We start from the raw sequence: 24,036 nt of genomic DNA, 5'->3' as shown, positions 1-24,036 counted from the left end.
GGCGTGGCAGCGAAGAAGAAGACCCTCATCCCGTACAACCGGGCCAAACCCGCCCCGGTCGTGGTGATCTCCGGGCCTGAGGCAGTGCTCATCCGCAAGGCCCAGGATCGTATCGTCGCCGCCTGCCAGAAGTCCGCGGATCTGGAGACCTCCTACCTCGATGCAGCCGGATACGAACCCGGTTCCCTCGACCTCGTGGCCGGTGCCAGCCTGTTCTCCGAACGCAAGCTCGTCATCGTCGACGGCGTCGCGCAGATGAACGACGCCTTTCTCGCCGATGCCCTCGACTACGTCAAAAAGGTCAACGAAGACGCCGTTCTCGTGCTCAAGCACTCCGGAGGCAACCGCGGTTCAAAGCTGCTGACAGCCATCGAGAAGGCCGGTTATCCGCGCGTCGATGCGCAGGCGCTCAAGAGCGACAGCGACAAGCAGGCGTTCGCCCAACAGCAGTTCGCCGCTGCCAAACGCGAGATCTCCTCCGGTGCGCTCGCCGCGCTCATGGACGCACTCGGAGCCGACCTCTCCGAACTCAATGCCGGCATCGAACAGCTGCTGGCCGATACTGAAGGGCCGATCACCGAGCAGACGGTTGACGCCTACTACGGGGGCCGAGTCGAAGCGACCGGGTTCAAAGTCGCCGATGCCGCCGTCTCAGGCCGGACATCCGAAGCGCTCACCCTGCTGCGCCACGCCCTGGCCACCGGCACAGACCCGGTTCCGCTGGTCGCAGCGATCGCGATGAAGGTGCGCAACATGGCTCGTGTCGAAGGGATCTCCGGCAGCCCGCAGCAGCTGGCGTCTGAGCTGAAGATGGCCCCCTGGCAGGTCGATCGGGCCAGGCGCGAAATGCGCTCCTGGAACGACGTCGCACTCGGACGCGTCCTCATCGAAGTCGCTGAAGCAGACTATGCCGTCAAGGGCGGTGGCCGTGATCCGGTCTACGCGCTCGAGCGGCTCGTGACCTTCATCTGCCAGCAGTCGAAGGTGCGCTGAACCGGGCAGACTCCGGCAGGGGAGCAGCCGACGCCTGGGCACACGAATGAGGGCCAGGGATCCGAATCGGATCCCCGGCCCTCAGCCAGTGCGGTCAGCGCATCAGAGCGCGTTGACCTTCTTGGCAAGCTTCGACTTGCGGTTGGCCGCGTTGTTACGGTGCAGCACACCCTTCGACACAGCCTTGTCCAGCTTGCGGGAAGCCTTCTGGAAGGCGGCCTGCGCTTCTTCAGCGTTGCCGGCCTCGACCTGCTCGCGCACGGCGCGCACAGCGGTCTTCACCTCGGTGCGCACAATGCGGTTGCGCTGGCGAGCCTTCTCGTTCGTCAGGTTCCGCTTGATCTGAGACTTGATGTTTGCCAAATCCAACACTCTTTCGTGTTCGTCACTGTTCATGGTCGTGAGGGCTACTCACTGCTCGCCACAGCACTGCGGGGAAACACAGAGACTGCCAGAGCCGCGAGTGTACATTCACCCGACCACTGGTGAGACACACACCAACGGTGAACATACAGCGACCGATTCTACACGAGCACTAGGCGTTTCGCACTTCGTCGACGACGCGGGAGAACAGCCCCATCGGCATGATCGCGCCCTCCCGGCGCACCGCACCGTCTTCGATCCGCACGATCCGGTCGAGACGGATCTCCGAGGGCCGGTGCTCCACGTCCCAATCACCGGTGCCGATGTTGATGTAGCGGGCGTGCTCGGTCACATGGACCTCGCCGACCGAACCGGGGATGTTGTCCTTGCTTGTGAGCATGAGCCCGAGCAGCCACCGGCCCTCCCGGCCGATGATGAGCACCGGACGGTCCTTGCCCTTGGAATGGTCCTCCTCATAGGGCACCCACGCCCACACGATCTCACCCGGATCGGCTTCCCCGTCGAGATCCGGGGTGTAGATCGGGCGGATCGGGCCGGTGTAGTCACCGGGGTACCCGCCGGAGGGCCGTCGCGGGAAGCTCTGCTTGGGACGCTGTCGGCCTGCTTTCGTGGCAGGAGCGTACTCGCTGCGCGGGTCAGCACCCTTCGTCTTCCGCTCCCGAGGCGCCTGCTCGCGTTCCCGGCGGGCTCGCTCAGTGCGTTCGGCTCGGCCTGAATCGCGGTACTCCCGCAGCACGGTGGCCGGTTCCTTACCGCCGATGACGTCACCGATCGCCTGGCGCGTGCGCGGATCGGCCAGTTTGCGGCTGACGAAGCCGACGCCGCCGCGCACTCCGCGGTTGACGGCCCGGCGGGCGAGTCCCTTGAAATCCATGCTCACAGCCTAGCGAACTCGTGTCTCATCGACAGGCGGGCTGCAGCACTTCACCCGCAGTGCTCGATCAGCGCCTGAAGCGGAAAATGATCGGAGGGGTACTGCACACCGCGGCCAAAGATGTTGACGCCGGTTGCGCAGGTGCGCAGACCTGCCGTGTGCAGGATCCAGTCCATGTGCTGCCCGTCGCGGCGCGGGCCTCGGTAGCCGTGGAACGTATTGATCTCGCACGTCTCCGACGGGCAGGAGACCACCGCATCGGTCAGCAGCCCGGAATCCATGAGCGTGCGGTAGACGGCCCGGTCCTTATAGGCGTTGAAGTCACCGATGAGCACCGATTCGGTTCCCGCTTCCCGAATCTTCTCCAGGATGAGGGCTGCGGAGTTGACCTGGGCGTGATCGGACCGATGGTCGAGGTGCACGTTGATGAACCGCAGCGGAGCGCGCGTGCGGGTGTCGACGGCATCCACGACGGTCATCGTGCGCGGATAACGAGCACCCCATGACTTCGAACCTGGCACATGCGGACGCTCGGACAGCCATGACACCTCCTGGTGGGTGATCTCCAGGCGGCGCGAATCGTAGATTACTGCGGTGAACTCGCCGGCATCCCCGCCTTCGCGACCCTCACCGAGCCACTGGTAGTGATCCGGCAGCGCATCGATGAGCCCGGTGAGCTGGCGCAGCATCCCCTCCTGGGTGCCGATGAGGTGCGGGCGTTCCTGCCGGATGACCGCTGCCGCCTGCGGCAGTCGCCTGCGCCACGGCTGCCCGTCGAGGGCCGGATAGCGCAGGTTGAAGGACATGACGGAAAGCTGGTCAGCATCGCGTGGACGGAGAAGCATGGCCTCATTCTACGAACCGGCCACCACCGCCTGATGCCAGTTCGGTGCCAGGCGCACGGTCATGGAACAATAGAGGTTCGCTCGTATACGAAAGGGACGTCGACGTTCATGGCACCACAGGTCAGTGATGACGCCGCAGCACGCATCCAGGTAGCGGCGACCCCGCAGGAGCTCATCCGCAACTTCTGCATCATCGCCCACATCGATCACGGCAAATCGACACTGGCCGACCGGATGCTCCAGATCACCGGGGTAGTGCAGCCGCGCGATATGCGCGCCCAGTACCTCGACCGGATGGACATCGAACGCGAACGCGGCATCACCATCAAATCCCAGGCCGTGCGCATGCCGTGGGAGGTCGACGGCGCACCCTACGCCCTCAACATGATCGACACGCCGGGCCACGTCGACTTCACCTACGAGGTGTCCCGCTCGCTGGCCGCCTGCGAAGGCGCACTGCTGCTTGTCGACGCCGCCCAGGGCATCGAAGCCCAGACCCTGGCGAACCTGTACCTGGCGATGGAAAACGACCTCACGATCATCCCGGTGCTCAACAAGATCGACCTGCCGGCCGCCCAGCCGGACAAGTACGCCGACGAGCTCGCCGGGCTCATCGGCTGCGAACCCGAGGACTGCCTGCTCGTCTCCGGCAAGACCGGCGAGGGCGTCGAAGAGGTCCTCGACCGCATCATCACCGACATCCCCGCCCCGGAAGGCGACCCGGACGGCCCAGCCCGAGCGATGATCTTCGACTCCGTCTACGACACCTACCGCGGAGTCGTCACCTACGTCCGCGTCGTCGACGGCAGCCTGCGCCCGCGCGACAAGATCGAGATGATCTCCACCCACGCCACCCACGAGCTCCTGGAGATCGGCGTATCGTCACCGGAGCCGCACCCGTCGAAGGGCCTGCGGGCAGGCGAGGTCGGCTACCTCATCACCGGCGTCAAGGATGTCCGGCAGTCCCGCGTCGGCGACACCGTCACCACCGCCCACAATGCCGCAACCGAGCCGCTGGCCGGCTACCAGGATCCCAAGCCGATGGTGTTCTCCGGGCTGTTCCCGATCGACGGATCCCAGTACCCGGATCTGCGTGAGGCACTCGACAAGCTCAAGCTCAACGACGCCGCACTCACCTATGAACCGGAGACCTCCGCGGCACTCGGCTTCGGGTTCCGCTGCGGGTTCCTCGGCCTGCTGCACCTGGAGATCGTGCGCGAGCGCCTCGAACGCGAATTCGACCTCGACCTCATCTCGACCGCCCCGTCGGTCGTCTACGAGGTGCGGATGGAAGACGGTTCCGAACACACCGTGACGAATCCCTCGGAGTACCCCGAGGGCAAGATCGCCGAAGTGCACGAGCCGATGGTGCGCGCCACCGTGCTGACCCCCAGCGACTTCGTCGGCCCGGTCATGGAGCTGTGCCAGGCCAAGCGCGGGCAGATGAACGGCATGGACTACCTGTCCGAGGATCGCGTCGAGCTGCGCTACCGGATCCCCCTCGGCGAGATCGTCTTCGACTTCTTCGACCAGCTCAAGTCCCGCACCAAGGGCTATGCATCTCTCGACTACGAGCCCGACGGCCAGCAGGCCGCCAACCTCGTCAAGGTCGACATCCTGCTGCACGGCGACACCGTCGATGCGTTCTCGGCGATCGTCCACCGCGATGAGGCGTACAGCTACGGCGTGAAGATGGCCTCGAAGCTCAAGGAGCTCATCCCGCGCCAGCAGTTCGAGGTGCCCGTCCAGGCCGCGATCGGTTCGCGGATCATCGCCCGTGAGACGATCCGGGCGATCCGCAAGGACGTGCTCTCCAAGTGCTACGGCGGTGACATCAGCCGTAAGCGCAAGCTGCTGGAGAAGCAGAAGGAAGGCAAGAAGCGCATGAAGATGGTCGGCACCGTCGAGGTGCCCCAGGATGCCTTCATCGCCGCACTGTCCTCCGACGGCGACGGGGCGAAGAAGAACTGATATGCCCGCCCAGCCTGCGGGCGAACCGGCACCGCTGGACGGCAGCCTGCCGGCCAGCGCAGTCGTCGGTGCCGCCGAGCGCGGCCTGAGCCTCTATATCCACGTCCCGTACTGCCGGGTGCGCTGCGGGTACTGCGACTTCAACACCTACACCGCCGACGAGCTCGGACCCGGCGCCTCGCGCAGCGACTACCGCCCGATGCTCGCCGCTGAGCTCGACTTCGTCCGGGCATCTATGGACCGAGCGGGCTTTCCCGACCGGGAGGTCTCCACGGTCTTCTTCGGCGGCGGCACCCCGACCCTGCTGCCAGCAGACGTGCTGGCCGGGGTGCTGACAGACGTGCAGGAGCGCTTCCGGTTCGCCGCTGATGCGGAGATCACGACCGAGGCGAACCCTGACACGCTGAGCCCGGACTACCTTGCGACTCTGGCAGCGGCTGGATTCACGCGGGTGTCTCTTGGCATGCAGTCGGCCGTTCCCGAGGTGCTGGCCACCTTGGACCGCACGCACGACGCCGCGCGGATCCCGCAGGTCGTCGAATGGGCGAAAGAAGCCGGCCTGCAGGTCAGCCTCGACCTCATCTACGGCACACCGGGGGAGAGCCTCGATGACTGGCACGTCTCCCTCGAACAGGCGATCGCCTGCGCACCTGATCACGTCTCGGCCTACTCGCTCATCATCGAAGACGGCACGAAGATGGCTGGCCAGATACGGCGCGGGCAGCTGCCGATGCCCTCTGACGACGATGCCGCTGACAAGTACGAACTCGCCGACCAGCTGCTCGGTGCCGCCGGCTACCAGTGGTACGAGGTGAGCAACTACTCAACCGGTCCAGACACCCGCTGCCGGCACAACCTCGCCTACTGGCACGGCGACGACTGGTGGGGATTCGGACCCGGAGCCCACTCCCACCTCGGCGGGGTGCGGATGTGGAATGCCAAGCATCCGCGTGCCTGGGCCGACCGGCTGCGCGCCGGGCATAGCCCGGTCATCGGCCGGGAGATCCTCGATGACGAGGTGCAGGAACTGGAGCGGATCATGCTCACCGCCCGGCTGCGCGAGGGCCTGCCGATCGACAGCCTGCCGGCTGCCGGCCAGGCGGAGGCTGCCGAGTTCGCACGCGCCGGGCTGCTGGAGCCCAGCGCCTACGAACGCGGGATCTTCAGCCCGACGCTCAAGGGCCGCCTGCTATGTGATCTCATGGTCCGCCGCATCACCGAAACGCTGTGAGGCCGGCCCCAACGAGACCGGCCTCACAGAATCATGAGCTCGTACTGATCACTTGACCATGTCGATGGTGAGCGGCGCACGGTAGCCCTCACCGTTGTTGCCGCGCACGGCAGATATGATCGCGAAGATGTACAGCGCGATCACCGGGACGAAATACAGCACGAAGACGATCGCCCCGAAGCCCAGCGTCACGATCGTGATGATGCCGAAGACGACGGCGAGACCGATCAAGTACAGCGAGTAGGAGATGTTGGTGTTGAGCATCTGCCGCGAGTGCTCGCGGACGAAAGCGCTGCGGTCCTTGTAGATGACGAAGATGATGAGCGGCATGAGCCAGCCGAGCAGCAGGATGCCGACGCCGTTCCACATCGCCATCTGCCGTTCGTCAGGATCGGCGTGCCAGTAGCCTGCCGACCCCTGCTGGTACGCGCCTTCCGGGTGAGGGCCTTTCAGCGGCACACCGGCCAGAGTCGAACCGCCGATCGGCTGGCCGTTCGGGGCCGTCGGGCGCTGCTGCTGAGGACCCGGCTGACCATAGGCGCCCGGCTGTCCGCTGTAGCCGCCAGGCTGCTGGTAGCCGCCGGGCTGGGAACCGGGACCAGGATGGCCGCCGGGCTGCGAGCCGTAGCCGGGCTGGCCGGCCGGCTGCGAGCCGTAGCCGCCCTGGGGATTGTATTCGGAGCTCATGGCTGTCCTTTCAGAGAGTGTTCTGCGCTCTACGGTAGTCGAGGTGCGCTCGTGCCGTCACGGCGCGATGATGCAGTCTTGGCACATCGGAATGGCGCGTGGATGCGGCAACAGGCTGACACAGGTGCCGTGGCCGCTCACACCTGCCCGTAGAGGTGGTCGACGGTGACGAAGTCGATGAGCTCCTCGACCCGGCCCGACAGCGTCGGCTCGACATCGGCGATCGTCCTCACCGAGCGCAGAATCCGCTGCCAGCCCAGAGCGATATCGCGCTGATCGCGGGCCGGCCAGCCAAGCCGGCGCAGCGTGCCGACCTTGAAGTCCTCCCCGCGCGGGACCTGCGGCCACACCGGAATCCCGACGACGGCCGGCTTCACCGCCTGCCAGATGTCGATATAGGGGTGGCCGATGATGTGCACGACCCCGGCGAAGCGCTCATCGGCGAGCACCGCCTCGGCGATGCGGGATTCCTTGGTGCCGGCCACGAGGTGATCGGCGAGCACCCCGACGCGATGCTTCCGGTCGGGTCCGAACTCGGCGAGCTTGTCAGCCAGCACGTCGAGGCCGCCGAGCGGTTCGACGACGACGCCCTCGCCGCGCAGGTCGTCACCCCAGATCTTCTCCACCAGCTCAGCGTCGTGCTTGCCCTCCACCCAGATGCGCGAGCCGCGGGCCACCCGTGCCCGCTGGTCGGTCCTGGCCACCGATCCCGAGGCGGTGCGCGCCGGGGCAGCCGGGCGGCTGGCCTGCGGGCGGGTGATCGTCACCGGTTTGCCGTCGACCCAGTATCCCGGTCCCAAGGGCGCGAGGCGGGTGCGGCCGTGGCGGTCCTCCAAGCGCATGACCCAGCCGGCAGAGGTCTTCTCCACCCCGGTGATCGCCCCGACATACCCGGTCTCGACGTCCTCGACGACGAGGCCGCGCTGGGCGGGCACCTCAGCTGAGCGGGGACGGCGGTGGGCGCGCGGGGAGGAGCCGGCGAGCACATCGGCTCCGTAGGGATCGTAGAAAGTCACACGACAAGGGTAATTGCGCCCACCCGGTGTGGCCCTGTTTGGGCAGACCATCGGCGAGGCGTACACTTGATTGGCACTCGCATTGACTGAGTGCCAGCCCGCGTGCGTGCGGGCATGCGGGCCGGACACGAGTGAGGAGGAGGTCGAGGCCACGTGAACGATGACCGCCGGACGCGCGTGCTGCGCGCCATCGTCGAAGACTACGTCGCCACGAACGAGCCGGTCGGCTCGAAGGCGCTCGTCGAACGCCACCAGCTCGGCGTGTCCTCAGCGACCATCCGCAACGACATGTCCGCGCTCGAAAGCGAAGGGCTCATCGCCCAGCCCCACACCTCGGCAGGGCGCGTGCCCACCGACAAGGGCTACCGGCGCTTCGTCGATCGCATCGACGAGGTCAAGCCGCTCTCGGCAGCCGAGAAGCGGGCGATCGCCCGGATCCTCGAAGAGCCACTCGACATCGACGAGATGCTCGAGCGCACCGTCCGGCTGCTGGCCGGACTGACCCAGCAGGTCGCCGTCGTGCAGTACCCGATCGCCCGGCAGACGAAGGTGCGCCACATCGAACTCGTCTCGATCGCCGGCCACCGCCTGCTCGTCGTGCTCATCAGCGACGCCGGGCAGGTCGAACAGCGCCTCATCGACGCCGGCAGCGAACTGACCGACGAGGAGGTCGCCAGCCTCCGCGACCGCATCAGCGCCGCCGTGCACAACGTGCCGATGGACGCCGTCAAGCAGGCCTGTGAGCGCATCGAGGTGCCACCAGAGCACCAGCGAGCCGCCCACGCCGTGGCCACCGCCCTGGCCGACCTCAGCCAGGTCGGCCGCCAGGACCGCCTCGTCATGGCCGGCACCGCCAACCTCGCCCGCTCCGCCCGCGAGCTCGGCGCCCACATCGGCCCACTCCTCGAAGCCTTCGAGGAGCAGGTCGTGCTGCTCAAGCTGCTCACCTCGATCGCAGCCGAGACCGACGAGGTCAGCGTGCGCATCGGCAGCGAGAACACCGTCGAGTCCTTCTCCTCGACCTCGGTCGTGGCCACCAGCTACGGGGCGCAGGATTCTGCGGCCAGCCTGGCGGTGCTCGGCCCGACCCGCATGGACTATCCGACGACGATGGCCGCAGTGCGAGCTGTGGCGAAGTACGTCTCGGTCATTCTCAACGACTGACCGGCCCACACGCCCGCAACAGACAACCGATCCGCGAATCGCCTCATCGATCAAAGGACGAACGTGACCAACCACTATGAAACCCTCGGCGTGCCGAAGGACGCCTCGACGGCGGACATCAAGAAGGCCTACCGCAAGCTGGCGCGCGAACTCCACCCCGACGTCAACCCCGGCCGGGAAGACGAGTTCAAGCAGGTCGCGGTCGCCTACGAGGTGCTCTCAGACCCGGAGAAGCGCCGCAACTACGACATGGGCGGCTCGGAATACGGCCAGGGCTTCGGCGGAGCGAACTTCGGCGGGTTCTCCGACCTGTTCGAGACGTTCTTCGGCGGCGGCATGGGCGGATCGCCCCAGCAGCCGGCCTCGCGCAAGCGCCGCGGCAAGGATGCGCTCATCGGCATCGAGATCGACTTGGAGACCGCAGCCTTCGGCGGCACCGAGGAGATCGACATCGCCACCGCCGAGGTGTGCGAGACCTGCCAGGGAGACGGCACCCGGCCCGGCACCTCGGTCGAGACCTGCTCACTGTGCCACGGCACCGGCTCGGTCCAGCAGATGACCCGCACCCTGCTCGGGCAGATGGTCACCAACCAGACCTGCAACAACTGCGGCGGCTACGGCACCCGCATCACCGACCCGTGCACCTCCTGCCACGGCGACGGACGCGTGCGCGTCGAACGCACCCTGAGCTTCCGGATCCCAGCCGGCGTGTCGACCGGCACCCGCATCCAGCTCGCCGGCCGCGGCGAGGTCGGACCCGGCGGGGGGCCTCCCGGAGACCTGTTCATCGAGGTCACCGTCGCAGAGCACGCCTCCTTCGAACGCGACGGCGACAACCTGCGCTGCACCATCGAGGTGCCGATGACCGCCGCCGCCCTCGGCGCGACGGTCAAGCTCGACACCTTCGACGGTGCCCAGGACATCGAGATCCCCGCCGGCACCCAGTCGGGCACAACCCAGAAGCTCGCCGGCCTCGGTGCCAAGCGGCTGCGCCACCAGAGCCGCGGCGACCTCATCGTCACGATCAACGTCGCCACCCCGAAGAAGCTCGACGCCAAGCAGACCGAGCTGCTCGAAGAGCTCGCCCGGCTGCGCGATGAGACCCAGCCGGAGGCCACCGTCGGCAAGGCCGATGAGCGCAGCGCCTTCCGCCGGTTCCGCGAGAGGTTCGCCGGGCGATGACCCTGCCGGTCTTCATCGACCCGGACATCACCCACCCCGGCGAGCACGGTGAGGTCATCGCACCTGCGGCGGTGGCTCATCACGTCGTCACCGTCCGCCGGATGCAGGCGGGCGAGGAGCTGCAGCTCAGCGACGGCGCCGGCCTGCGCATCACCGGCACTATCACGACCGCTGAACGCAATGACCTGCGCATCGCCGTCACGGCCGTCCAGGTCGATCCACTGGCCAACCCGCAGCTCGTGCTCGTGCAGGCCCTGGCGAAGTCCGGCCGCGACCTCGCCGCCGTCGAAGCGGCCGTCGAGGTCGGCGTCGACGCCGTCGTCCCATGGGAGGCGCAGCGCTCGATCGTCAAGTGGCCGGCAGCCAAAGCCGGCAAGTCGATCGCCAAGTGGCGCCACACCTCGGTGGCGGCCGCCGAACAGTCCCGCCGCGCGTTCGTGCCTGCCATCAGCGAACTCGCCCGCGGCACCGGACTGGCTGACACGTTCACGGATGCCGATGCGGTCTTCGTGCTGCACGAGACCGCCAGCCAGCCGCTCACCGCACAGCTGCGCGAGCTGGCCGACAGCCTGACGGCCGCACCGGGCGGCATCGAGCGGCTCGTGCTCGTCGTCGGTCCCGAAGGCGGGATCTCCGAGGCTGAGATCGCCGCACTCACCGCGGCCGGTGCGCAGACAGCCCTGCTCGGTGCCAGCGTGCTGCGCGCCTCGACAGCCGGGCCGGTCGCCCTCGGACTGTGCCAGGCCGCCCTCAGCCGCTGGTGAGCCCAGGCGGGCCGGGCACCGACGCGCTAGAGTTGCCCATGAGAATCCGCACGCGAGAACACCGCTGAACACAACCTGAGAAGAGGACCTGAGCTGGAGCCCCAGAACACACCGGCACCCGAAGACACGCGCGAGGCCGAGACGGCGCACACCCGCGTGCACCTGTCGATCCCGGAGAACATCGACCCCGTCGCCCTGTTCGGGCCCGCCGAGGTCAACCTGCGCACCCTTGAGGCACTCGCCCCGGAGGTCGACATCCACTGTCGGCAGCACGAGATGACGCTCTCCGGCCCGGAAGCCGCCGTCGGCTCGCTCGTGACGACGATCGGCGAACTCAAAGCGCTCGTCGCCGCCGGGCACATCATCGAACCCGATGCGGTGCGCCGGGTGCACACGATGGAGCCCGAAGCCGGCAGCCCAGCCCGCGTGCTCAGCGAGAACATCCTGTCCTCCCGCGGGCGCACCGTGCGCCCCAAGACCTACGGCCAGCACCAGTACGTCGCAGCGATCCGCTCGCACACCATCACCTTCGGCCTCGGCCCGGCCGGCACCGGCAAGACCTACCTGGCGATGGCGATGGCGGTCAACGCGCTGCAGAACAAGGCCGTCTCGCGGATCATCCTCACCCGGCCCGCCGTCGAGGCAGGGGAGAACCTCGGGTTCCTGCCCGGCACCCTCGACGAGAAGATCGACCCGTACGTCCGTCCGCTCTATGACGCGCTGCACGACATGATCGAACCCGACCGGATCAAGATGCTGCTCGACTCCGGCACCATCGAGGTCGCCCCGCTGGCCTATATGCGCGGCCGCACGCTCAACGACTCCTTCATCATCCTCGACGAAGCGCAGAACACGACGTTCGAGCAGATGAAGATGTTCCTCACCCGGCTGGGCTTCGGCTCACGGATGGTCGTCACCGGCGACACCAGCCAGGTCGACCTGCCCGGTGCCGCACGCAGCGGACTCGTCCTCGCCCAGGACATCCTTGGCCACGTCGACGACATCCAGTTCTGCCGCCTGACGAGCAAGGACGTCGTCCGCCACGACCTCGTCTCGGCGATCGTCGACGCCTACGACCTGTGGTCCGGGCGCGAAGCCGGTCCCGCGAGCCAGAAGGGACGCTGAGATGGCCATCGACATCGGCAACGAGACCCCAGCCGAGATCGACCTGCCGGAGGTCGTCGCACTGGCTGAGCATGTGCTTGAGCGCATGCACATCAACCCCGCCGCCGAGGTGTTCATCCGGTTCATCGACGAGGCGGCGATGACCGAGCTGCACCTGCGCTGGATGAACCTCGACGGCCCGACCGACGTCATGTCCTTCCCGATGGACGAGCTCAAGCCCGGCCAGGACGAAGCCGGGATGCTCGGCGACATCGTCATCTGCCCCGGCGTGGCCGCCGAACAGGCCGCAGCCGCCGGGCATTCGCTCAGTGATGAGATCCTGCTGCTCACGGCTCACGGCCTGCTGCACCTCATGGGCTATGACCACCACGAGCCCGAGGAGAAGGAAGAGATGTTCGGCCTGCAGCGCCACCTGCTGCTGACCTGGTTCGCCGAGCGCGAGCCCGGCCGCACGACGATCCCCGAGCCGACTGAGGACTGAACACCGTGCCGATCCTCGCGTTCATGCTCCTCGGCCTCATCTGCATCGCCTTCGCCGCCGTGCTCGCCGCAGCCGATGCCGCGATCTCGAACGTCTCCCACCACGAGATCTCCGACGCTGCCGAGGACGGCACCCGCGGCGGGAGCACAGCCGCTGCGATCCTGGCCGACCTGCCCACCCACATCAACGTCCTGACCTTCGTCCGCCAGTTCTTCGAAGCACTGGCCACGGTCTTCATCGCCGTCGGCTACTACCATGTCTTCGGCATCAGCTGGCAGCTCATCCTCGCCTCCGTCATCACTGCCTCGATCGCGGTCTTCGTCGTCGCAGGCGTGTCCCCGCGGACCATCGGCCGGCGCCGGTCGCTCAAGGTCAGCCTGCTCACCGGCTGGCTGGTCGCCGGACTGCGCCGCGCACTCGGACCGGTGGCGCGGATCCTCGTGTGGCTGGGCAATGTGCTCACCCCCGATAAGGTCTTTCGCGACGGCCCGTTCGTGACAGAAGAGCAGCTGCGCGATCTCGTCGAGCGCGCCTCGGCTGTTGACGTCATCGAAGAGGAAGAGCGCGACATGATCGAATCGGTTTTCAACCTCGCCGACACCCGCGTGTACAAGGTGATGGTCCCGCGCACCGACATCGTCGCCATCGACTCCGACCAGCCGCTGGTCAAGGCGATGGAGCTATTCCTGCGCTCGGGCTTCAGCCGCGTGCCGGTCATCGACGACGACCTCGACGACGTGCGCGGAGTGGTCTACCTCAAAGACGTCGCCCGCCGCCTGCATCTGCACCCCGAAGACGCCGAGGCGCCGGTGTCCGAGCATTGCCGGCCGGTCGTCTTCGTGCCCGAGACCAAACCGGTCGATGAGCTCATGCGCGAGATGCAGCTGGCAAGCAACCACGTCGCGCTGGCCGTCGATGAGTACGGTGGCACCGCCGGGCTCATCACGATGGAGGACATCGTCGAGGAGATCGTCGGCGAGATCGAAGACGAGTATGATGCCGCCGAGGACGATATCGTCGAAACCGCGCCAGGGGAGTACCTGGTGAGCACCCGCACGCAGATCGACGACCTCGCCGAGTTCTTCGACACCCGCATCGAAGACGAGGACGTCACAACCGTCGGCGGGTTGCTGTCGAAGGCGATCGACCGCGTGCCGATCGCCGGGGCGCATGCGACGATCTCCGGACTGTACATCGAAGCCATGCCCGGCCAGGGCCGCCGCCACCGCATCACCCACGTGCGCGTGCGGCGGGAACGAGAGACTGAGGACGTATGACCGACCTGTTCCGCACCGATCTGCCCGAGGGCTACCGCGCCGGCTTCGCCTGCCTCGTCGGCCGCCCGAACACCGGCAAGTCCACCCTGACCAATGCGCTGGTCGGCTCGAAGATCGCGATCACCTCGGCGAAGCCGCAGACCACCCGCCACACGATCCGCGGCATCGTCCACCGCGACGACCACCAGCTCGTCCTCGTCGACACCCCCGGCCTGCACCGGCCGCGCACCCTGCTCGGCGCCCGCCTCAACGACCTCGTCGCAGCGACCCTGAGCGAAGTCGACGTCATCGGCTTCTGCCTGCCGGCCAACGAGCGCATCGGACCCGGCGACCGCTACATCGCCGAACAGCTGCAGATGGTCTCCGGACGCACCCCGGTCGTGGCACTCGTGACGAAGACCGACCTCGTCGACCGCGAACGGCTGACCGAGGCGCTCATCGCCGTCGAACAGCTCGGCGACTTCGCTGACATCGTCCCGGTCTCCGCCCGCGACGGCTACCAGGTCGACACCGTCGACGCAGTGCTGGCCAAGCACCTGCCCGAATCCCCGCCGCTGTACCCCGACGGTGAGATCACCGATGAACCGGAGACGGTGCTTGTGGCCGAACTCGTCCGCGAAGCGGCCCTGGAAGGCGTGCGCGACGAACTGCCGCACTCCCTGGCCGTCCAGGTCGAGGAGATGCGCCCGCGCGAAGACCGGCCGGAGGACAAGCCGCTGTGGGATGTGCACGTCAACCTCTTCGTCGAGCGCCCCAGCCAGAAGGCGATCGTCATCGGCCGCAAGGGCGCCCGCCTCAAGGAGATCGGCATGATGGCCCGCAAGAACATCGAGGCCATCCTCGGCACGCCGATCTACCTCGACCTGCACGTCAAGGTCGCCAAGGACTGGCAGCGCGACCCCAAGCAGCTCGGACGGCTCGGCTTCGACTTCTCCTGAGGCACCCGGTCGGGCACCACAGCCGGTCAAACGTTTGTAGACTTATGTGCTGTGAGTGAACCGCAGATCATCAAGCTGACCGAGCGCCGCCCGGAGGTCGCCCCCGAAGACCTCATCGACGGATTCGTGCCGCCGCCCCACTTCTCGGATGTGTCGTTCGACAGCTACCGGCCGGACCCGCAGCAGCCCTCGCAGTCCGAAGCCCGCGACAAGCTGCGCGACTTCACCCAACAGCGCCGGGAGACCGGCTTCCTGTCCAAGCTCTTCGGCTCCAAGCCCAAGGTCGGCAAGGGTATCTATCTCGACGGCGGATACGGTGTCGGCAAAACCCACCTCCTGGCAGCCGCCTGGCACGCCCACGAGAAGCCGGCCACCTTCGGCACCTTCGTCGAATACACCAACCTCATCGGCGCCCTCGGCTTCCAGCGCGCCCGCGACGAGCTGTCGAAGATGAAGCTCGTGTGCATCGACGAGTTCGAACTCGACGACCCGGGCGACACTGTCATGATGTCGCGGCTCATGCGCGAGCTCACCGACGCTGGCGTCAAGATCGTCGCGACCTCCAACACGCTGCCCGGCGCGCTCGGCCAGGGGCGCTTCGCCGCCCAGGACTTCCTGCGCGAGATCCAGGCACTGTCCGACCAGTTCACCGTGCTCACCATCGACGGTGAGGACTACCGCCACCGCGGCAGCCCCACACCTCCGGAACCGGTCGATGCCGCAGGACTCGACGACTACGCCGCCCGCACCAGTGCAACGACCCTCGCCCGAGATGACTTCGATGAGGTGCTCGAGCACCTGTCGGCAGTCCACCCGTCCCGCTACAGCCGCATGCTCGAAGGCATCGACATGGCACTGTGGGACGACGTGCACACCATCGACAACGAAAGCGTCGCACTGCGGTTCGTCGCTCTCGTCGACCGGATGTACGACCGCGGTGTGACCATCCATAACAGCGGCCAGCGCCTCGACGCCGTCTTCACCGACGACATGGTCTCCGGCGGGTATCGCAAGAAGTACATGCGCTGCCTGTCCCGGCTCACCGCGCTGGCCAGCGGAACGGAGAAATGATGAAGCTCGAACCCGCCGAGCAGCCGCCGCTTGCCGACAACGTCGAGCAGGCATCCCCGGCTGAGGTCGCTGAGCTGCTGCGGTTCAGTCCCGGTGATGACTTCTCCGCCATCGATACCTCCGCCACCCCGGGCTTCTCCGGTGACAAAGCCGCAGGCAAGGAAGCCCAGGCGATCGACCACGAGCTGCTCTCCGACCTGCAGGAGCGCCTGTACGCCAACGCCAATGCCGGCGACCTGCGCAAGGCAGTGCTGCTCGTACTGCAGGGCCGGGACACCGCCGGCAAAGGCGGGGTCGTCAAGCATGTCGTTGGCGCGCTCAGCCCGCACGGAATGCAGGTGGCCGCCTTCGGCGTCCCGACCGAGGAGGAGGCCTCCCACCACTTCCTGTGGCGGATCTACCGCGCACTGCCGAAGTTCGGCAACATCGGCGTCTTCGACCGGTCGCATTACGAGGACATCCTCGCCGTGCGGATGCACAAGCTGCGCCCGCCATCGGTGTGGCTCGAACGCTACGACACCATCAACGGCTTCGAAGACAGCCTGACCGACTCCGGTATCCACATCGTCAAGTGCATGCTCACGGTCTCCCAGGAAGAGCAGGCCGACCGTCTGGAGAACCGGCTGCGACGCGTGGACAAGCACTGGAAGTACAACAGCGGCGACGTCGCAGACCGTGCACGCTGGTCAGAGTACACGCAGGCCTACCAGGACGTCCTCGACCGCACGTCGACCGATGACGCCCCCTGGTACGTCATCCCAGCCGACCGCAAGTGGTACTCGCGCTGGGCGATCGTGCGCCTGCTCATCAACGAGCTGCAGAAGCTCGACCTCGACTGGCCGCTTGGTGACTTCGATCCCGAGGAAGAGCTGCGCGATCTCAAGGAGACCAACAAGCAGTTCACCGACTGAACGCGCTCACCGACGCGCCTCAGCGCAGCAGCAGCCAGTGGAACACCGGCCAATCCGGCACCCAGTCCGGCAGGCCGGTCATGAGCAGACCCAGCCACACCACGCCTGCGACGAAGGCACCCGTCAGCGTGGCGACGGCCAGCGACACAGACCAGTGGCTGGCACGCAGCCACTCCGTCCACCGGTGCAGCACCGCCCGGCCCCAGAGCAGCAGATTCTGCGCCCACTGGAACTCCGAGGCGATGATCGCCAGGCCGACGAACACGATGAGCCATCCAGGGCCCGGCAACGGCACGAGGATGAGCCCGATGACAATGACGGTGCCGCCGACGCAGCCCACAAGCCAGCGGTAGACGAAAGCCGTCTGCGGATTGCTCATGATGAACCTGCGCCAGCGCAGGAACGACAGCCGGGCACGGCGAAACCACGGCCGGCCCTTCTTGTGCGTGCGGGACAGCCAGCCCTGGGGACGGGGATGGCGCTGTGTCACGCCACCAGTGTAAGGATTCCGGCTTCGCGGCATCCTCGGCACCCTCCCAGGTGAGCGTGCTTTCACCGCTTGGGAGAGCGGCAGAACGGGCCTTCCAGAGCATGTGATGAGCGTCACTGCCAGGCGATTTGGCAACTTGGAGTTCACCCGATAGAGTTGTTTCTCGTTGCAAGGAAATCTCCCTCGCAATCATGCGGATGTGGCTCAGTTGGTAGAGCATCACCTTGCCAAGGTGAGGGTCGCGGGTTCGAGTCCCGTCATCCGCTCGGAGACAGGCCAGACCGTCTCACGGTGGAGTGGCCGAGAGGCGAGGCAGCGGCCTGCAAAGCCGTATACGTGGGTTCGAATCCCATCTCCACCTCGGCTTCGCCTTCGGGCGCAAGCGCGATTGGCGCAGCGGTAGCGCGCTTCCTTCACACGGAAGAGGTCACTGGTTCGATCCCAGTATCGCGCACGGCGTTGCACGCCATGCACAACTGAATACGCCACCACGCAAGTGGAACAGGCGCGATTGGCGCAGCGGTAGCGCGCTTCCCTGACACGGAAGAGGTCACTGGTTCGATCCCAGTATCGCGCACAGGATGAGAATGCCGGGCCTTGCAGCCCGGCATTCTGCATTTCCCGGCCCTGCGGCGCCCACGTGCATCCCAGCTGTGACAGGCGTGTTGCGAGATCGCAACGAGTCCATGCGCCGGCTGGCGGACTTGCCCGTTAAGCTGGGGTGGAACGCACTTACTGACCTCGATCTGAAAAGAGAGCCACGATGTCTTCTCAGCCCCCATACGGCTCCGATCCGTACGGCGACAGCGGTCAGGGCGGACAGCCCGGATACGGTTCGCAGCCCGGATATGGCGCCCAGCCCCAGTACGGTTCGCAGCCTGGCTACGGCGGACAGCCGCAGTACGGTGAGCAGGCCCCCAGCTACTCGGCAGCCGGCGGCTACCCCGGCGGCGAGGCCGGTCCGGCCGACCAGTACTCACCGAACTACAGCGGACAATCCGACCCGTACGGCGGCGGCTACGGTGGCGGATACGGCGGAGACTACGGCTCCGGCGGCGACTCGAAGGCCCGCAACATCCTCGGCATCCTCGCCCTCATCGCCGGCATCCTCGCCTTCCTGGCCTCGGGCGGCGCATGGATCCCGATCCTCGGCTTCGTCGTGGCTGGGATCGCCTTCCTGCTGGCAATCGCAGCCATCGTCCTCGGCTTCATGGGTCTGTCTGCGGCAAAGCAGAACAAGGCCACCAACCGCGGTATGAGCATCGCCGGCCTGATCCTCGGCGGACTGTCCATGCTGGGCACGATCATCCTCATCGTCGTCCAGGTCTTCCTCCTCAACTCCATGTCGACGGATCCCGGCCAGGACCCCACCGATGAGCCGACCGATTCGGCGACCCAGGAACCCGGACAGACCGACGGAGCGCCGCCGACTGACGAAGCCGAGCCGACCGAAGATCCCACCCAGCCCGCCGGCGGGGCATCCGAAGGCTCAGTGGACCTGACCTCCGGTGTGTCGCTGGCCGTGTCTGTCGGACCGGACAACGTCGACTTCGGTGCCAACACGACCAATGGCGAGATCGCCCGCGTCGTCTACACCATCGACAACACCTCCGGATCGGACTTCGACCCCGGCTTCCCGACGATCAAGTGCACCTACTCCGGCGGAACCTGCAACGACGTCTTCTCCGGTGACTACTCAGGTGGACTCGCCTTCGAAACCGTCCCAGCCGGACAGAAGAAGGAGTTCGCTCTCGGGTACGAGGTGCCCCACAGCGAGATCGACTCACTCAAGCTCGAAGTGACCATCCCGAACTCGGATCAGAAGTACACCCCGTACACCTTCGAGAAGAAGTAATCTGACCACCTGTGATGGGCTGAGGTTCCGGTAGCGGAACCTCAGCCCATCCGCTTCTGCCAGGCACCAGAAGCGGTAGACTTTCACCGACCGCCATCACCAATGACAACGAGGAGTACCGACGTGGCCGATTCCATTCAACTCGAGGGCAAGCAGATCCCATTCGAGGCAGGAATGACCGGCACGACGGTGTACGCCGACCGGAAAGACGTCATCGCCATCGAACTCAACGGTGCGTCTGCCGACCTCGACCGTGAGCTGTCCCCAGGAGACGTGGTCAACCCCATCACCCTGGCCGACGACGAGGGCCTCAACATCCTGCGTCACTCCGCCGGACACGTCGTCGCACAGGCGGTGCAGGAGCTGTTCCCCGGCACCAAGCTGGGCATCGGCCCGTTCATCACCGACGGCTTCTACTTCGACTTCGACGTCGCTGAGCCCTTCACCCCTGAAGACCTCAAGCAGATCGAGAAGCGCGCCAAGCAGATCATCAAGCAGGGCCAGCAGTTCAAGCGCGTCGTCGTGAGCGAGGACGAAGCGCGCTCCCGCATGGGCAGCGAACCGTACAAGCTCCAGCTCATCGACGACCGCGCCAAAGCCGGTGACGACGAAGAGGCATCCATCGAAGTCGGCGGCGGCGAACTGACCGTGTACGAGAACACCAACCGGCAGGGCGAAGCCGTCTGGCAGGACCTGTGCCGTGGACCGCACCTGCCGAGCACCAAACACATCGGCCAGGGCTTCGCCGTCACCCGCTCCTCGGCTGCCTATTGGCGCGGCGACCAGGCCAACGCGTCCCTGCAGCGCATCTACGGCACCGCCTGGGCCTCGAAGGATGACCTCAAGGCCTACCAGGACCGCATCGCCGAAGCCGAGCGCCGCGACCACCGCAAGCTCGGCGCTGAACTCGATCTGTTCTCCTTCCCCGACGAGCTCGGCTCCGGCCTGCCGGTGTTCCACCCCAAGGGCGGCATCGTCAAGCGCGAGATGGAGGACTATGTGCGCCGCCGGCACATCGAAGAGGGCTTCTCCTACGTCGGCACCCCGCACATCTCCAAGGAGTCCCTCTTCTACACCTCCGGACACCTGCCGCACTACGGGGAGAACATGTTCCCGGCTCTGCAGGTCGACGAGGTCCGCGACGAGGAGACCGGTGAGATCGTCAAGGCCGGCACCCCGTACCGGCTCAAGGCGATGAACTGCCCGCTGCACAACCTCATCTACCGCTCCCGCGGCCGGTCCTACCGCGACCTGCCGCTGCGGCTGTTCGAGTTCGGCACCGTCTACCGCGACGAGCCCTCCGGCGTCATCCACGGGCTCACTCGCGTGCGCGCCCTGACCCAGGACGACTCGCACTCCTACGTCTCCGAGGAAGATGCCGCCAAAGAGATCCGGCATCTGCTCGACTTCGTGCTCTCGCTGCTGCGTGACTTCGGCCTCGATGACTTCTACCTTGAGCTCTCCACCCGTGATGAGGACGGGAAGAAGAAGGACAAGTTCATCGGCTCCGACGAAGTGTGGGCGGAGGCAACCGAGGTGCTGGAGTCCGTTGCCCTGGAGACCGGCCTCGAACTCGTCCCAGACCCCGGTGGTGCTGCCTTCTACGGACCGAAGATCTCCGTGCAGGCACGCGATGCGCTCGGCCGCAGCTGGCAGATGTCGACGGTGCAGCTGGACTTCAACCAGCCGGAGCGCTTCGACCTCGAATACCAGGCCGCTGACGGCACCCGCAAGCGCCCGGTCATGATCCATGCCGCGAAGTTCGGGTCGATCGAGCGGTTCTTCGGCGTGCTCACCGAACACTACGCCGGCGCCTTCCCCGTGTGGCTGGCCCCGGTGCAGGTGACCTGCCTGCCGGTCGCCGAGGAGTTCTCGCCGTACCTGCACGAGGTGGCTGAGAAGCTGCGCGCCCGCGGGGTGCGCGTCGAGGTCGACGACTCCGATGACCGGTTCCCCAAGAAGATCCGCAACGCCTCGAAGTCGAAGGTGCCCTACACCCTCATCGCCGGCGGTGATGACCGCGATGTTGGTGCAGTGTCGTTCCGGTTCCGCGATGGCAGCCAGGACAACGGCGTCGCCGTTGATGAGGCCATCGAGCGGATCGTGGAGGCAATCGAGACGAAGGCGCAGGTATGACCGGCGAGGACGTCAGCGAGGCAGCCGCCCGGATGCCTGAACCCGAGGCGGCCGCTGGGTTCCCCGGTGAACCCGACGGCCTGCAGCGGCTGTGGACCCCGCACCGGATGGTCTACATCGGCGGGCAGAACAAGCCCAAGGACGACAGCACCCCGGAGTGCCCGTTCTGCCTGGCGCCGAGCAAGGACGACGAAGAGGGCCTCATCGTCGCCCGCGGCGAGCACGTCTTCGCTGTGCTCAACCTCTACCCGTACAACCCCGGTCACCTGCTCATCTGCCCGTACCGTCACGTCGCTGACTACACGGAGCTGACCGAGGCCGAGACGATCGAGATCGCGCACTTCACCCAGCACGCGATGCGCGTCATCCGTGCGGTGTCATCACCGCACGGCTTCAACCTCGGAATGAACCAGGGCGGAATCGCCGGCGCCGGCATCGCCGCCCACCTGCACCAGCACATCGTGCCGCGGTGGGGCGGGGACGCGAACTTCCTGCCGATCATCGCGCAGACGAAGGCACTGCCGCAGGTGCATGCCGACGTCCGCGAACTCTTCTCCAAGGAATGGGCCGCATGAAACCAGCCGACATCACCTCCCTCATCAGCTGCGCCGAGCCGGTCTCGGCCGGCGAACGCATCCTCTGCCAGCTCACCCGCCCCGACGTCGAGGCCAACAGCTACCGGTTCCAATACGTCGCACGCCAGCTCCCGGTCACCGGCACCAACACCGCCGGCGCCACGGGCACGGCAGGGGAGTGGACCCGTCTCAGCCACGGCTGGAACGACAGCGCACTGACGATCACCGATGATTCCTTCGGATTCCTGCGCGCGGTCGGCCCGAAGGAATCCCCGCAGCTGTACATCGGCGCCACCGGTGCCGAAGCCAGGCGCCTGACCGACGCACCGCTGGGCGTCAGCGGCTTCGCCTTCGACCCCTCGGGGCAGCGGGCTGTCTACCTTGCCCGCACACCCGAAGAGGGTCGCTACGGCACCGACGAGGACATCAGCGCCGATGCCGAGGCCCCGCGCCATATCACCGCAGCGAGCTACCTCAGCGACGGACTCGGCTACGGCGGCGACCGCCTCACCCAGCTGTTCTCCGTCGACCTGACCGACCCGGGGATGACCGCCGAGAGCCTGCTCGGCAGTGAGACTCTGCCTGAGTCCGTGCAGCTGACCGAGCACGCCGAGGACGTCAGCGACCCTCAGTTCAGTCCAGCCGGCCAGCTCAGCGTCGTCGCCGGCCTCGAACAGCCGACCGGTGACGTCGATCTGCGCTCCCACCTGTGGCTCATCACCGATGACGGGATGGAGCGCATCGACCTGGGCATGCACAGCGCCCACGCCCACGTCTGGCTCGATGAGGACCGCATCGCCTTCATCGGCATCGAACACCGCGCATCGGTCATCGACTTCGTCGCCGCCCTGCCCGGGCTCTTCATCCACGACCGCTCCACCGGCCAGACCACCCGGATCACCTGCGATGAGACGATCGAACTCGAAGGCATCCGGCCGGTCATCGCCGACGGGTGCGCCTACGTCGTCCTCACCGTCGACGGCTCCCAGCGCGCCGCCCGCATCCCGCTGGACGCCGGGACGGTGACCCTGACAGACGGTGAGCTCACCTGCGCCGAGGCGACCGGCACCTCGGGCACGGAGAGCGCACCTGCCCTGCTGAGCCCGCCCGAACTCGTCGTCACCGGCCTGTGCCGCCATGGCGAGCAGCTCATCGTCACCGCAGCCACCGTCACCTCACCCGGTGAGATCTTCGCCATCGACGCAGCCGGCGGACTCACCCAGCTCAGCGACTTCGCCACGCAGTTCGTCGACGAGCCGCTTGCCGTCACCACCCCGCAGGCGGTGTCGGCGACGACCCCGCTGGGCGATGTGCACGGCTGGGTGGCGATTCCGGAGGGCGAAGGCCCGTTCCCCGTCGTGCTCAACATCCACGGCGGACCGTTCTCCCAATACACCGAAGCGCTGTTCGACGAGACCCAGGTGCTCACCGGCGGCGGATACGCCGTCGTGTATGCCAATCCGCGTGGCTCCAACGGCCGCGGCCGCGCCTGGGGACAGGCCGTGCAAGGGGACATGGCCGCACCGGCACACGCCGATGTGCTCGCGATCCTCGACGCCGCACTGGCCGCCCACCCGCAGCTCGATGGCAGCCGCCTCGGCATCCAGGGCGGATCCTACGGCGGATACCTCACCGCCATGATCCTCAACGCCGAGGACCGGTTCGCCGCCGGTATCGTCGAACGCGGCTACCTCGATCCGACGACCTTCATCGGCACCTCGGACATCGGCCGGTTCTTCAGCGAGGAGTACTCCGGCCGCGACCCCGAGCGGATCGCCGCCCAGTCGCCGATGACGGACATCGAGAAGAACACCACCCCGACACTCGTCATCCACTCCGAACGCGACTTCCGCTGCCCGCTGGAACAGGCGCAGCGATACTATGCTGCCCTGCAGCGCGCCGGTACACACACCGAGCTGCTCATCTTCCCCGGCGAGAGCCACGGACTGTCCCGCACAGGCCAGCCGCGGCACCGCGTACAGCGCTTCGAGCACATGCTCACCTGGTGGAGCACGCACCTGCGCACCTGACAGTGACATCGACCGCGCCCCCGCAGCCCCGGCGGG

22 protein-coding genes and 4 tRNA genes are annotated in these 24,036 nt (G+C 66.8%); 20 read left to right on the top strand and 6 right to left on the bottom strand.

What is annotated here, in order from left to right; genetic code table 11:
- The first annotated feature begins 3 nt into the window (after positions 1–3).
- Positions 4–993 carry a DNA polymerase III subunit delta gene (holA, locus tag HLA91_RS07890; RefSeq protein ID WP_102160378.1) on the top strand — a complete coding sequence of 330 codons (990 nt, stop codon included), beginning with the start codon at positions 4–6 and terminating at the stop codon, positions 991–993.
- A 102-nt stretch (positions 994–1,095) separates the two neighbouring features.
- On the opposite strand, the gene rpsT is transcribed toward holA, so the two are convergent.
- The 3 genes from rpsT to HLA91_RS07875 form a co-directional block, all read right to left on the bottom strand.
- Entirely contained in the window at positions 1,096–1,356 is a 261-nt protein-coding gene (rpsT, locus tag HLA91_RS07885) for a 30S ribosomal protein S20 (RefSeq protein WP_102160376.1), read from the bottom strand.
- 172 nt (positions 1,357–1,528) lie between these two features.
- Positions 1,529–2,251, bottom strand: a complete 723-nt coding sequence (locus HLA91_RS07880; protein ID WP_102160374.1) for a type II toxin-antitoxin system PemK/MazF family toxin — start codon at positions 2,249–2,251, stop codon at positions 1,529–1,531.
- Positions 2,252–2,301: 50 nt separating this feature from the next.
- Positions 2,302–3,096, bottom strand: a complete 795-nt coding sequence (locus tag HLA91_RS07875; protein ID WP_102160373.1) for an endonuclease/exonuclease/phosphatase family protein — start codon at positions 3,094–3,096, stop codon at positions 2,302–2,304.
- 108 nt (positions 3,097–3,204) lie between these two features.
- Here HLA91_RS07875 and lepA point away from each other — a divergent pair, with 108 nt between their 5' ends.
- Both lepA and hemW read left to right on the top strand, forming a co-directional pair.
- Positions 3,205–5,067, top strand: a complete 1,863-nt coding sequence (gene lepA, locus HLA91_RS07870) for a translation elongation factor 4 (protein ID WP_102160371.1) — start codon at positions 3,205–3,207, stop codon at positions 5,065–5,067.
- Between the two features lies 1 nt (position 5,068).
- On the top strand, positions 5,069–6,298 hold the full coding sequence (hemW, locus tag HLA91_RS07865; RefSeq protein WP_170274232.1) for a radical SAM family heme chaperone HemW: 1,230 nt from the start codon (positions 5,069–5,071) through the stop codon (positions 6,296–6,298).
- A 48-nt stretch (positions 6,299–6,346) separates the two neighbouring features.
- Here hemW and HLA91_RS07860 read toward each other — a convergent pair whose 3' ends face one another.
- Both HLA91_RS07860 and HLA91_RS07855 read right to left on the bottom strand, forming a co-directional pair.
- Complete coding sequence (locus HLA91_RS07860; RefSeq protein WP_170274231.1) at positions 6,347–6,985, bottom strand: DUF4870 domain-containing protein; 639 nt, start codon at positions 6,983–6,985, stop codon at positions 6,347–6,349.
- 137 nt (positions 6,986–7,122) lie between these two features.
- Positions 7,123–8,001, bottom strand: a complete 879-nt coding sequence (locus HLA91_RS07855; RefSeq protein ID WP_259798027.1) for a DUF3097 domain-containing protein — start codon at positions 7,999–8,001, stop codon at positions 7,123–7,125.
- Between the two features lie 153 nt (positions 8,002–8,154).
- Between HLA91_RS07855 and hrcA the strand changes: the two genes are divergently transcribed.
- The 9 genes from hrcA to HLA91_RS07810 all read left to right on the top strand — a co-directional run bounded on the left by hrcA (position 8,155) and on the right by HLA91_RS07810 (position 16,914).
- Entirely contained in the window at positions 8,155–9,165 is a 1,011-nt protein-coding gene (gene hrcA / locus HLA91_RS07850) for a heat-inducible transcriptional repressor HrcA (protein ID WP_170274229.1), read from the top strand.
- A gap of 63 nt (positions 9,166–9,228) precedes the next feature.
- Positions 9,229–10,347, top strand: coding sequence for a molecular chaperone DnaJ (gene dnaJ, locus HLA91_RS07845; protein WP_102160365.1), 1,119 nt, complete (start codon positions 9,229–9,231; stop codon positions 10,345–10,347).
- Complete coding sequence (locus tag HLA91_RS07840; protein WP_170274228.1) at positions 10,344–11,111, top strand: 16S rRNA (uracil(1498)-N(3))-methyltransferase; 768 nt, start codon at positions 10,344–10,346, stop codon at positions 11,109–11,111. Before dnaJ ends, HLA91_RS07840 begins: the two co-directional genes overlap by 4 nt.
- A 156-nt stretch (positions 11,112–11,267) precedes the next feature.
- Positions 11,268–12,236 (top strand): PhoH family protein, encoded by a 969-nt coding sequence (locus HLA91_RS07835; RefSeq protein ID WP_102160361.1) that lies wholly within the window; start codon positions 11,268–11,270, stop codon positions 12,234–12,236.
- Between the two features lies 1 nt (position 12,237).
- On the top strand, positions 12,238–12,717 hold the full coding sequence (gene ybeY / locus HLA91_RS07830; protein WP_102160360.1) for an rRNA maturation RNase YbeY: 480 nt from the start codon (positions 12,238–12,240) through the stop codon (positions 12,715–12,717).
- A 5-nt stretch (positions 12,718–12,722) separates the two neighbouring features.
- A complete protein-coding gene (locus HLA91_RS07825) occupies positions 12,723–13,994 on the top strand; it encodes a CNNM domain-containing protein (RefSeq protein ID WP_259845535.1) in 1,272 nt (423 codons plus the stop codon).
- Positions 13,991–14,932, top strand: coding sequence for a GTPase Era (gene era / locus HLA91_RS07820; RefSeq protein ID WP_170274227.1), 942 nt, complete (start codon positions 13,991–13,993; stop codon positions 14,930–14,932). The genes HLA91_RS07825 and era overlap by 4 nt, the downstream gene beginning before the upstream one ends.
- Positions 14,933–14,983: 51 nt before the next feature.
- Positions 14,984–16,003 (top strand): cell division protein ZapE, encoded by a 1,020-nt coding sequence (zapE, locus tag HLA91_RS07815; protein WP_102160357.1) that lies wholly within the window; start codon positions 14,984–14,986, stop codon positions 16,001–16,003.
- Complete coding sequence (locus HLA91_RS07810; RefSeq protein WP_102160355.1) at positions 16,003–16,914, top strand: PPK2 family polyphosphate kinase; 912 nt, start codon at positions 16,003–16,005, stop codon at positions 16,912–16,914. The genes zapE and HLA91_RS07810 overlap by 1 nt, the downstream gene beginning before the upstream one ends.
- A 19-nt stretch (positions 16,915–16,933) precedes the next feature.
- Here HLA91_RS07810 and HLA91_RS07805 read toward each other — a convergent pair whose 3' ends face one another.
- Complete coding sequence (locus HLA91_RS07805) at positions 16,934–17,404, bottom strand: TIGR02611 family protein (protein WP_259845532.1); 471 nt, start codon at positions 17,402–17,404, stop codon at positions 16,934–16,936.
- A gap of 193 nt (positions 17,405–17,597) precedes the next feature.
- On the opposite strand from HLA91_RS07805, the gene HLA91_RS07800 reads away from it, so the two are divergent.
- The 8 genes from HLA91_RS07800 to HLA91_RS07765 all read left to right on the top strand — a co-directional run bounded on the left by HLA91_RS07800 (position 17,598) and on the right by HLA91_RS07765 (position 24,000).
- Positions 17,598–17,670, top strand: a tRNA-Gly gene (locus HLA91_RS07800).
- A 24-nt stretch (positions 17,671–17,694) separates the two neighbouring features.
- A tRNA-Cys gene (locus HLA91_RS07795) sits at positions 17,695–17,765 on the top strand.
- Positions 17,766–17,786: 21 nt separating this feature from the next.
- Positions 17,787–17,858, top strand: a tRNA-Val gene (locus HLA91_RS07790).
- Positions 17,859–17,909: 51 nt separating this feature from the next.
- Positions 17,910–17,981: transfer RNA gene (locus tag HLA91_RS07785), tRNA-Val, on the top strand.
- A 186-nt stretch (positions 17,982–18,167) separates the two neighbouring features.
- On the top strand, positions 18,168–19,259 hold the full coding sequence (locus HLA91_RS07780) for a hypothetical protein (protein ID WP_170274226.1): 1,092 nt from the start codon (positions 18,168–18,170) through the stop codon (positions 19,257–19,259).
- A gap of 123 nt (positions 19,260–19,382) precedes the next feature.
- Positions 19,383–21,395: a threonine--tRNA ligase gene (gene thrS / locus HLA91_RS07775; protein ID WP_170274225.1), complete on the top strand. Its 2,013-nt coding sequence runs from the start codon at positions 19,383–19,385 to the stop codon at positions 21,393–21,395.
- On the top strand, positions 21,392–21,970 hold the full coding sequence (locus HLA91_RS07770; RefSeq protein WP_170274224.1) for an HIT family protein: 579 nt from the start codon (positions 21,392–21,394) through the stop codon (positions 21,968–21,970). Before thrS ends, HLA91_RS07770 begins: the two co-directional genes overlap by 4 nt.
- Positions 21,967–24,000 (top strand): alpha/beta hydrolase family protein, encoded by a 2,034-nt coding sequence (locus HLA91_RS07765; protein WP_170274223.1) that lies wholly within the window; start codon positions 21,967–21,969, stop codon positions 23,998–24,000. Before HLA91_RS07770 ends, HLA91_RS07765 begins: the two co-directional genes overlap by 4 nt.
- Positions 24,001–24,036 lie beyond the last annotated feature (36 nt).

It is taken from the genome of Brevibacterium luteolum (assembly GCF_013004595.1).
Classification (GTDB): domain Bacteria; phylum Actinomycetota; class Actinomycetes; order Actinomycetales; family Brevibacteriaceae; genus Brevibacterium; species Brevibacterium luteolum.
This window is presented reverse-complemented; position numbering and strand designations above follow the sequence as displayed.

Excerpts from the sequence above, each read along its gene's own strand:
- lepA (WP_102160371.1), top strand. The coding sequence starts at position 3,205 with ATGGCACCACAGGTCAGTGATGACGCCGCAGCACGCATCCAGGTAGCG.
- HLA91_RS07770 (WP_170274224.1), top strand. The coding sequence starts at position 21,392 with ATGACCGGCGAGGACGTCAGCGAGGCAGCCGCCCGGATGCCTGAACCC.
- HLA91_RS07810 (WP_102160355.1), top strand. The coding sequence starts at position 16,003 with ATGAAGCTCGAACCCGCCGAGCAGCCGCCGCTTGCCGACAACGTCGAG.
- HLA91_RS07875 (WP_102160373.1), bottom strand. The coding sequence starts at position 3,096 with ATGCTTCTCCGTCCACGCGATGCTGACCAGCTTTCCGTCATGTCCTTC.
- HLA91_RS07780 (WP_170274226.1), top strand. The coding sequence starts at position 18,168 with ATGTCTTCTCAGCCCCCATACGGCTCCGATCCGTACGGCGACAGCGGT.
- HLA91_RS07840 (WP_170274228.1), top strand. The coding sequence starts at position 10,344 with ATGACCCTGCCGGTCTTCATCGACCCGGACATCACCCACCCCGGCGAG.
- HLA91_RS07880 (WP_102160374.1), bottom strand. The coding sequence starts at position 2,251 with ATGGATTTCAAGGGACTCGCCCGCCGGGCCGTCAACCGCGGAGTGCGC.
- hemW (WP_170274232.1), top strand. The coding sequence starts at position 5,069 with ATGCCCGCCCAGCCTGCGGGCGAACCGGCACCGCTGGACGGCAGCCTG.
- era (WP_170274227.1), top strand. The coding sequence starts at position 13,991 with ATGACCGACCTGTTCCGCACCGATCTGCCCGAGGGCTACCGCGCCGGC.
- ybeY (WP_102160360.1), top strand. The coding sequence starts at position 12,238 with ATGGCCATCGACATCGGCAACGAGACCCCAGCCGAGATCGACCTGCCG.
- HLA91_RS07860 (WP_170274231.1), bottom strand. The coding sequence starts at position 6,985 with ATGAGCTCCGAATACAATCCCCAGGGCGGCTACGGCTCGCAGCCGGCC.
- HLA91_RS07765 (WP_170274223.1), top strand. The coding sequence starts at position 21,967 with ATGAAACCAGCCGACATCACCTCCCTCATCAGCTGCGCCGAGCCGGTC.